The sequence below is a fragment of the uncultured Nitratireductor sp. genome, assembly GCF_913053745.1.
Taxonomy (GTDB): domain Bacteria; phylum Pseudomonadota; class Alphaproteobacteria; order Rhizobiales; family Rhizobiaceae; genus Nitratireductor.
This window is the reverse complement of record NZ_CAJXGF010000192.1, coordinates 1-7188: the sequence shown is the minus strand read 5'-3', so window position 1 is coordinate 7188 and position 7188 is coordinate 1. Positions and strand designations below refer to the sequence as shown.

General features: G+C 61.4%; 9 protein-coding genes and 1 pseudogene. 6 read left to right on the top strand and 4 right to left on the bottom strand.

Annotation, left to right across the window (positions count from 1 at the left end):
- Positions 1–51: 51 nt before the first annotated feature.
- Both coaE and dnaQ read left to right on the top strand, forming a co-directional pair.
- Positions 52–651 (top strand): dephospho-CoA kinase, encoded by a 600-nt coding sequence (gene coaE, locus QZ638_RS21300; RefSeq protein WP_295814224.1) that lies wholly within the window; start codon positions 52–54, stop codon positions 649–651.
- Between the two features lie 67 nt (positions 652–718).
- Positions 719–1420 carry a DNA polymerase III subunit epsilon gene (dnaQ, locus tag QZ638_RS21295; protein WP_295814222.1) on the top strand — a complete coding sequence of 234 codons (702 nt, stop codon included), beginning with the start codon at positions 719–721 and terminating at the stop codon, positions 1418–1420.
- A gap of 85 nt (positions 1421–1505) precedes the next feature.
- On the opposite strand, the gene secB is transcribed toward dnaQ, so the two are convergent.
- Both secB and QZ638_RS21285 read right to left on the bottom strand, forming a co-directional pair.
- Positions 1506–2015 carry a protein-export chaperone SecB gene (gene secB / locus QZ638_RS21290; protein WP_295814219.1) on the bottom strand — a complete coding sequence of 170 codons (510 nt, stop codon included), beginning with the start codon at positions 2013–2015 and terminating at the stop codon, positions 1506–1508.
- Between the two features lie 117 nt (positions 2016–2132).
- Complete coding sequence (locus tag QZ638_RS21285) at positions 2133–2633, bottom strand: FxsA family protein (protein WP_295814217.1); 501 nt, start codon at positions 2631–2633, stop codon at positions 2133–2135.
- Between the two features lie 207 nt (positions 2634–2840).
- Here QZ638_RS21285 and QZ638_RS21280 point away from each other — a divergent pair, with 207 nt between their 5' ends.
- The 4 genes from QZ638_RS21280 to QZ638_RS21265 are packed head-to-tail and all read left to right on the top strand — an operon-like array spanning position 2841 to position 5631.
- On the top strand, positions 2841–3548 hold the full coding sequence (locus QZ638_RS21280) for a Tim44/TimA family putative adaptor protein (protein WP_295814215.1): 708 nt from the start codon (positions 2841–2843) through the stop codon (positions 3546–3548).
- A gap of 3 nt (positions 3549–3551) precedes the next feature.
- The gene (locus tag QZ638_RS21275) at positions 3552–4691 is read left to right on the top strand and encodes a murein transglycosylase A (protein ID WP_295814212.1); all 1140 of its coding nucleotides are present in this window, start codon (positions 3552–3554) and stop codon (positions 4689–4691) included.
- Entirely contained in the window at positions 4688–5254 is a 567-nt protein-coding gene (locus QZ638_RS21270) for a Smr/MutS family protein (RefSeq protein WP_295814208.1), read from the top strand. The genes QZ638_RS21275 and QZ638_RS21270 overlap by 4 nt, the downstream gene beginning before the upstream one ends.
- A complete protein-coding gene (locus QZ638_RS21265; RefSeq protein WP_295814204.1) occupies positions 5251–5631 on the top strand; it encodes a helix-turn-helix transcriptional regulator in 381 nt (126 codons plus the stop codon). Before QZ638_RS21270 ends, QZ638_RS21265 begins: the two co-directional genes overlap by 4 nt.
- 21 nt (positions 5632–5652) lie before the next feature.
- Here QZ638_RS21265 and QZ638_RS21260 read toward each other — a convergent pair whose 3' ends face one another.
- Together QZ638_RS21260 and QZ638_RS21255 are read right to left on the bottom strand one after the other, a co-directional pair.
- A complete protein-coding gene (locus tag QZ638_RS21260; RefSeq protein ID WP_295814200.1) occupies positions 5653–6630 on the bottom strand; it encodes a DUF1402 family protein in 978 nt (325 codons plus the stop codon).
- A 200-nt stretch (positions 6631–6830) separates the two neighbouring features.
- Positions 6831–7188 (bottom strand): annotated as a pseudogene (locus QZ638_RS21255) (HslU--HslV peptidase ATPase subunit); the annotation flags it as partial.

Genomic DNA, 7188 nt, shown 5'->3' with positions numbered 1-7188 from the left:
TCCCCCTGCTCGATTTCATGCGCACGCACGGCGCGCTCAGGGTTTGAGGCGATGCTGGTTTTCGGACTGACCGGTTCCATCGGCATGGGAAAATCGACGACGGGCCGGATGTTCGTCGAGGAAGGCGTCCCGTTGCACGATTCCGATGCCGCGGTCCACAAGCTCTATGCGGGCGCGGCGGCACCGCTGATCGAAGCGCGCTTTCCCGGAACCGTGGTAGAGGGCACCGTCGACCGCGAGCGATTGGCCAAGGCGGTCCTTGGGAAACCGGAAGCCTTCAAGGCGCTGGAAGAGATCGTCCATCCGCTGGTGCGCCAGGATGCGGACGCTTTCGTCGCCGAACATCGGAAAGACGGAACACCGATTGTCGTGCTCGATATTCCTCTTCTGTTCGAAACCGGCGGCGAGGACCGCGTCGACCGCATTGTCGTCGTCACCGCGCCGGCCGAGGAGCAGCGCCGGCGGGTTCTGTCGCGCCCGGGAATGACTGAGGAAAAACTCACCGCGATCCTCGCCCGCCAGGTGCCCGACGCCGAAAAACGTGAACGCGCCGACTTCATCGTCGATACCGGCAAAGGTATGAAACCGGCACGCGAAGCCGTGAGAGCGGTGATTGCGGAACTTTCCCCAGCCGAAACGTCGTTCCGGTGACACCATCCTTGCGCCGCCCCGCGCGGCTGCGCATGTTGGTCGCGAACGGGCATTCAGGAGCGGATCAATGCGCGAAATCGTTTTCGACACGGAAACAACGGGTCTCGATTCCAACGAGGACCGTGTAATCGAGCTTGGCTGTGTCGAGCTGGTCAACCGCTTTCCCACGGGCCGCTCGCTGCATCGTTTCATCAATGCACAGGGCCGTTCGGTTCATCCCGAAGCACAGGCCGTTCACGGAATTTCCGACGCGGATCTGGCCGATAAGCCGGTTTTCGGCGTCATTCTGGAAGAATTTCTTGAGTTCATCGACGGTGCGAAGCTGGTGGCGCACAACGCAAATTTCGACATCGGCTTCATCAATGCCGAGTTCGACCGGCTAGGCGTACCGCCTGTCGATCCGGGTCTCGTTGTGGACACGCTTGCCATTGCGCGCCGCAAGCACCCGATGGGACCGAATTCGCTCGATGCGCTGTGTCGTCGGTATGGCATCGACAACAGCCACCGCACCAAGCACGGGGCCCTGCTCGATGCCGAGCTTCTGGCCGAGGTTTATATCGAGCTGATCGGTGGCAAGCAGGCTGCGCTCGGTCTCGAAGTGTCGAGCGGAAATGAAAGTGGCGATGAAAACTCGGGATCGACGTTTTCGACCGTGTCGCCGAGGCCCACGCCCCTTCCCCCGAGGATCAGCGACGAAGAGCGCGCGGCACATGAGGCACTGGTCGAAAAGCTCGGCGAAAAATCGCTGTGGCACAATCTGCGCGCCTGAGCCGTTCGGTTTTCCGCTGACCAGACAAAGCAGGGCGGCGCTGGAAAACGCCGCCCCGTTTCGAAGATGTGAACGATCGGTTCGATCAGGAAACCTGAACCTGGCCTTTGGCCTGCTCCTCGGCAACGCGCTGCTGGAACATGCGCGCGAAATCGATCGGGTCGATCATGAGTGGCGGGAAGCCGCCGGCGCGCGTCGCGTCGGCGATGACCTGGCGCGCGAACGGGAACAGAAGGCGTGGGCACTCGATGAAGAGCACCGGCAGCATATGCTCCTGCGGGAAGCCGGCGACACGGAAAACACCGCCATAGACGAGTTCCACGTTGAAAAGAACCTTGCCCTCGGCTTCGGCCTTGGCGTTGAGCGTCAGGACAACGTCGTAGTCGGTTTCGCCCAGCGGGTTGGCATTGACGTTGACGTTGATGTTGATCGCCGGCGATTCCGAGCGGCCACGCAGCGATTGCGGGGCGCCGGGGCTCTCGAAGGACAGGTCCTTAACATACTGCGTCAGCACGTTGAGCGCGGGCTGCGCGCCGTTGCCGGCCTTTGGCGCCTCTTTCGCAGCTTCGTTGTTTTCTTCTGGTTTCTTGGCCATGCGTGTTCTTCCTCAAGCGTGGTTTGGCAGCCGCGCGGCTCCCCTTTAGAATTGCATGCTCGCTAGCATGGGCATTGGCGCATGACAAGGCGCGGCGAGACGGCCAATCCGCCGGGTTCAGTTGCGGTCGGGGCCGCGCCAGGGTGAGTTTTCGTCGCCGGAATCGCTGTAGTCGTCCGAGGAAAGGTCGATGGTCTGCGGCCCGCTGTCGCGTCGATGGGGGTCGGTGCGTCGCCCGCCGGCGCCGGCGGGCCCACCGAGTATGACGATGCGGCTGCGCAGAAATTTCCAACCCGCATCGCGGATGGCCGGCACGAAGAGCAGAAAGCCGAGCGTGTCGGTGATGAAACCCGGGGTAAGAAGCAGAACACCGGCCACCATGATCATCATGCCGTGCACCAGATCGCGCCCGGGCACGCCGCCTTCGTTCATTGTCTGCTGAATGCGGCGAACGACGCCAAAACCCTGTATTCTCAGAAGAATGGAGCCGGCAATCGCAGTCACCAGGACCATTGCCAGGGTCGGGAACACGCCGATCTGGCTGCCGACCACCACGAATGTGGCGATCTCGGCCAAAGGAATGGCGAGAAGCAGGAAAGGAACAATCGAAAAGCGCACGAACCTGTTAGCCTTGTTGCCTGTTTAAGCGGTTTCTGACCGCTCCATGCTGGCCAGTGGGGAAAACATAGGTATTCTGACCGAGAATTTGAATGATGGCTCCCTGCGTTCTATATGATTTCCGGTAAGGACGGGGTGCCGTCGCCTCTGTATCTGCCCTGAGCCGGCAGGTGCCGCGGAACACAGTGGCTCGTTTGGCTGGACGCTATGGAATTTTTCGATTTCGGCACGATTTTCTTTCTGATTGCCGCTGTGGTGATCTTCTTTCAGCTCCGCAATGTGCTGGGTCGGCGCACCGGCAATGAACGGCCGCCATTCGATCCCTACACGGCGGGGCGCAGTTCGGCAAAGAAAGAACAGTCGACCAATGGCGAAAACGTGGTTTCTCTGCCGCGCCGCAAAGGTGCCGGGGAGCCGGATCAGACCTATGTGGAGATCGACAATGTCGCCAAGCCGGGCACCGATCTGAACAAGGGTATGCGGGCCATCAGGGACGCAGACAGCTCTTTCGGTCCGCAAAGCTTCGTTGAAGGCGCAAAGATGGCCTATGAAATGATTGTCATGGCCTTCGCGGACGGGGACCGCCGCACGCTTAAAAACTTGCTTTCGCGCGAGGTTTACGAAGGTTTTGTCGCTGCCATAGACGAGCGTGAGAAACGCAATGAGAAGATCGAGTCCTCTTTCGTCGGCATCGACGACATGACCATCATCGCCGCCGAGATGAAGGGCTCGGAGGCTCATGTGACGCTTCGTATTGTCAGCGAGCTCATTTCCGCAACGCGCGACAGCGCCGGAGAGGTGATCGACGGCGATCCCGAAACCGTCGCCGAGGTGAAGGACGTCTGGACCTTCGCGCGCGACACGCGATCCCGCGACCCCAACTGGAAGCTCGTCGCCACCGAAGCCGAGGATTGATCCTTGTCGGGCGAAGCGTCGTGCACGGCCGCGCAGCCTGCGGCGCTTTCGCCATCCTTCGAGCGGGTTTCGTTTCGCGACATTCCGGGCTGGCGGGACGACACGGTTCTTCCCGCCTTTCATGCATTTGCGCGCTCCGCCGAGCGCGTCGCCGTGAAACCCTATCGCACGGGTGCGCTGGGCATCGCTCTTCCGGCATTCGCGCCAGCCCATGAGACGGCGCTTGCGATGGCGGATGCAGATGAAGCGGCTGCCCGCGCCTTCTTCGAAGCGCAATTCATTCCCTGCCATATCCGCGCCGACGATGGCGGCCCCGGTTTTGTCACCGGGTATTACGAGCCGGAAGTGAAAGCCTCGCGCGAACGGACGGAACGCTTCTGCGTGCCGCTTTACCGGCGCCCGGACGACCTGGTCGATGTGGACGACGAGAACCGGCCCGCCGGTCTCGACCCATACTTCGCCTTTGCCCGCAAGACAGAGCGTGGACTCGTCGAGTATCACGACCGCGGTGCGATCGACCGCGGCGCGCTGGAAGGGCGCGGCCTCGAACTGGTCTGGCTCGACAACAGGATCGACGCTTATTTTATCCATGTTCAGGGCGCGGCCCGGTTGCGGTTCGAGGACGGCACGACGATGCGGGTGACCTATACCGCGAAATCGGGTCACCATTTTACCGGCGCTGGAAAGGTTTTGATGGGGCTTGGCGAAATCGCGCCGAACGCCGTTACAATGCAGAGCATTCGCGCCTGGTTTTCCGACAATCCGGAGCGGGTTGACGAGATTCTCTGGCAGAATCGCTCGTTCATTTTTTTTCGCGAAACCGACGCGGGCATGTCCGAGCTGGGGCCGGTGGCGGCTGCCAAGGTGCAGCTCACGCCGGGGCGGTCCATCGCCGTGGACCGGCTTCTGCACACATTCGGCACACCCTTCTTCATCGATGCGCCCGAACTGGACGCGGTCGAGCGCCGGCCGTTCCGCCGCCTGATGATCGCCCAGGACACGGGTTCGGCGATTACCGGTCCGGCGCGCGCCGATCTCTTCATCGGCAGTGGGGCTGCGGCAGGCGAGATCGCCGGCGTGATCCGCCACAAGGCGGATTTTTATGCGCTGCTTCCAAAGGCATTCATGGAGGCCGATCGATGAGCGGCCATGCCCCGAAGCGCCTGAGTATGGAAGATCGCATATTGTGGAACCGTGTCGCACGCACGACCGAGCCGCTCAGAGGCAAAGCGCTCGACGATCTCCCCGAAGCGGCGGACGATACGATGGCCGAGCTCTCGCGGCTTGTGGCTCAGGATGCAGGACAACCTGCCGCCAAGCCCGCGCTCTCCGGCGCGTCGCCAACGCCCGCAAAGGCGCACCCGACACGCCGCATCGACAAGCCGACGCACACCAAGCTGGCCCGTGGCAGGCTGATTCTGGAAGGGCGCGTGGATCTGCATGGGCTGACTCAGTCGGAAGCGCACAGCCTGCTTCTGTCGTTTCTGAACCGCGCCCATGCGGACGGCATGCGGCATGTGCTGGTGATTACCGGCAAGGGGGCTTCGTTCGGCAGCGATGGCGTGTTGCGGCGCGCGCTGCCGCGCTGGCTTGCGACGCCGCCCTTCGCGTCGCTGGTGAGCGGGATCGACGAGGCGAGCCGGCGCCACGGCGGCGGCGGCGCCTTCTACGTTCGCCTGAAACGCAGGCATGGGAGCGGCATGTGACGCCGCTTGGAGAAAAGATACGGCGTTTGCGCCGCGAGCGCGGTGTCAGCCAGAAAGAGATGGCGGCGGCCATAGGTGTTAGTGCCGCTTATCTGTCTTCGCTGGAACATGGACGTGCCAGCCCGCCCAACTGGGCGATGGTTCAGAAGATCATCGGCTATTTCAACGTCATCTGGGACGACGCGGACGAATTTCAGCGCATTGCCGAACTGTCCCATCCGCGCGTGGTGGTGGACACGGCGCGGCTTTCGCCGCAGGCGACGGAGCTGGCCAATCTTCTGGCGGCGCATATAGGTTCTTTGAGAAACGCAGAAATCGCGGTGCTTCTGAAGCAGCTCAAGGCGATTACCGGCGACCGGGCGATCGACGGGACATAATCCCGGCGCGAACGTCGCAGTCTACGAATCGTGGAAAAGCGCCTTCAGCTCGTCGAGCTTGTCGTTCACCAGCCACCCGTAATAATTCTCTTCCGGAAGCTTGAGACGCTGGCCCTTTGCCTGGCGGATACGGTTTTCGGCCGCGAGCCGCGCGGCGCGGGCCTCCGGATTGCCGAGATTGTAGAGCGTGGCGGTGATGCCCGGATTCCCGGAAATGTCGAAATCGGCGATACGTTTGTAGGCGGCGATGGATTTCTTCACGGTCGCCGCCACATAAGCGAGCGACTTATCCGGATCCATAATGGTCTGGTAAACTTCCTGCGGGTCGTCGTGGTTGATGCGATGGAAGCCGGACACCTCATGCACCAGATCGGTCATCTTCAGCGCGGTCAACGGGTTCAGCTGCCCGATGCCGAAGGTCTGGCCGGCATAGAAGGGCTGGAAAAACACCGCACCGAAGCGGTCGTTCGGCCATTTTGTCGAATCCACCGCTTTGCCGCGAAACGATTTGTCCCAAACGGTTTCGCGGCAAGACCATAAATCATAGCTGCCCTTTTCCTTTTCGCATCCGGCGAATTCGGGACGCTGGATGAACTGCCCGATGGTCTCGCCGCCATGGGAGAAGGAAAAATCGCTCTTAAGATAAGAGACCGCTTTGACATAATAGGTTTGCAGGCGGTCATAGGCGTCCACATTGTAGGTATGTTCACCGACAATCGCACCAACCATATGGACGGGGTCGATATGATAGCTGGCGGAAATGGAGCGGATCTTGGAAACGAGTCCGCTGTCGTTCTTCAGAAGTTGGTAGACCTTGCCGTATTTGGCTTCATAGGTCGTCTGGGCAGATTTGGTGCGCTTGGCCGAAACGCCGGGCACAGAGGGTTGCTCGGCGTTGCGGTTGCCCTCCGGTACCAGCTTCGCTGCTGCAGCGGGCAATATGCCAGCGACGATCAAGCCGGAGCATATGCCAATTACCAATCGAGCCCCTGATGCCATGTCGCGCTGCCTGCGCCCCCGAGTCGTTCTCATTTTTTCTGGATGAAGGGCAAATTAGGCAAAGGTTGGAACCAAGTCGAGAGGCATTCGCGGACAGAGCGCGATGACGGCACGACCGCGGCAGAGATGTCACACCTGGTACGGGCATGAAAAAACGCCCCGTCGGCGCGGGCCGCGAGGCGTTTGAGCTTGGTGCGCTTCTAGAGAATGAAGCGCGAGAGATCCGTGTTCTTGGCGAGATCGCCGACATTCTCGTCGACATAGCCCGCATCGATGTTGAGCGTTGTGCCCGAACGATCCGGTGCGTCGTAGGAAATGTCGTCGAGCACCCGTTCCATGACGGTCTGCAGACGGCGGGCACCGATGTTCTCGACGCTGGCATTCAGGTCGACGGCAATGGCCGCGAGCCGGTCGATGGCGTCGTCGGTGAATTCCAGCGTCACGCCTTCCGTCTCCATCAACGCCACATACTGCTTGATGAGGCTTGCCTCGGTCTCCGTCAGGATGCGGCGGAAGTCTTCCTTCTCCAGCGCGCGCAGCTCGACGCGGATCGGCAGG

Coding starts and splice junctions, on each gene's coding strand:
- secB (WP_295814219.1), bottom strand. CDS start 2,015: ATGGCCAAGAAACCAGAAGAAAACAACGAAGCTGCGAAAGAGGCGCCA.
- QZ638_RS21260 (WP_295814200.1), bottom strand. CDS start 6,630: ATGGCATCAGGGGCTCGATTGGTAATTGGCATATGCTCCGGCTTGATC.
- dnaQ (WP_295814222.1), top strand. CDS start 719: ATGCGCGAAATCGTTTTCGACACGGAAACAACGGGTCTCGATTCCAAC.
- QZ638_RS21270 (WP_295814208.1), top strand. CDS start 4,688: ATGAGCGGCCATGCCCCGAAGCGCCTGAGTATGGAAGATCGCATATTG.
- QZ638_RS21280 (WP_295814215.1), top strand. CDS start 2,841: ATGGAATTTTTCGATTTCGGCACGATTTTCTTTCTGATTGCCGCTGTG.
- coaE (WP_295814224.1), top strand. CDS start 52: ATGCTGGTTTTCGGACTGACCGGTTCCATCGGCATGGGAAAATCGACG.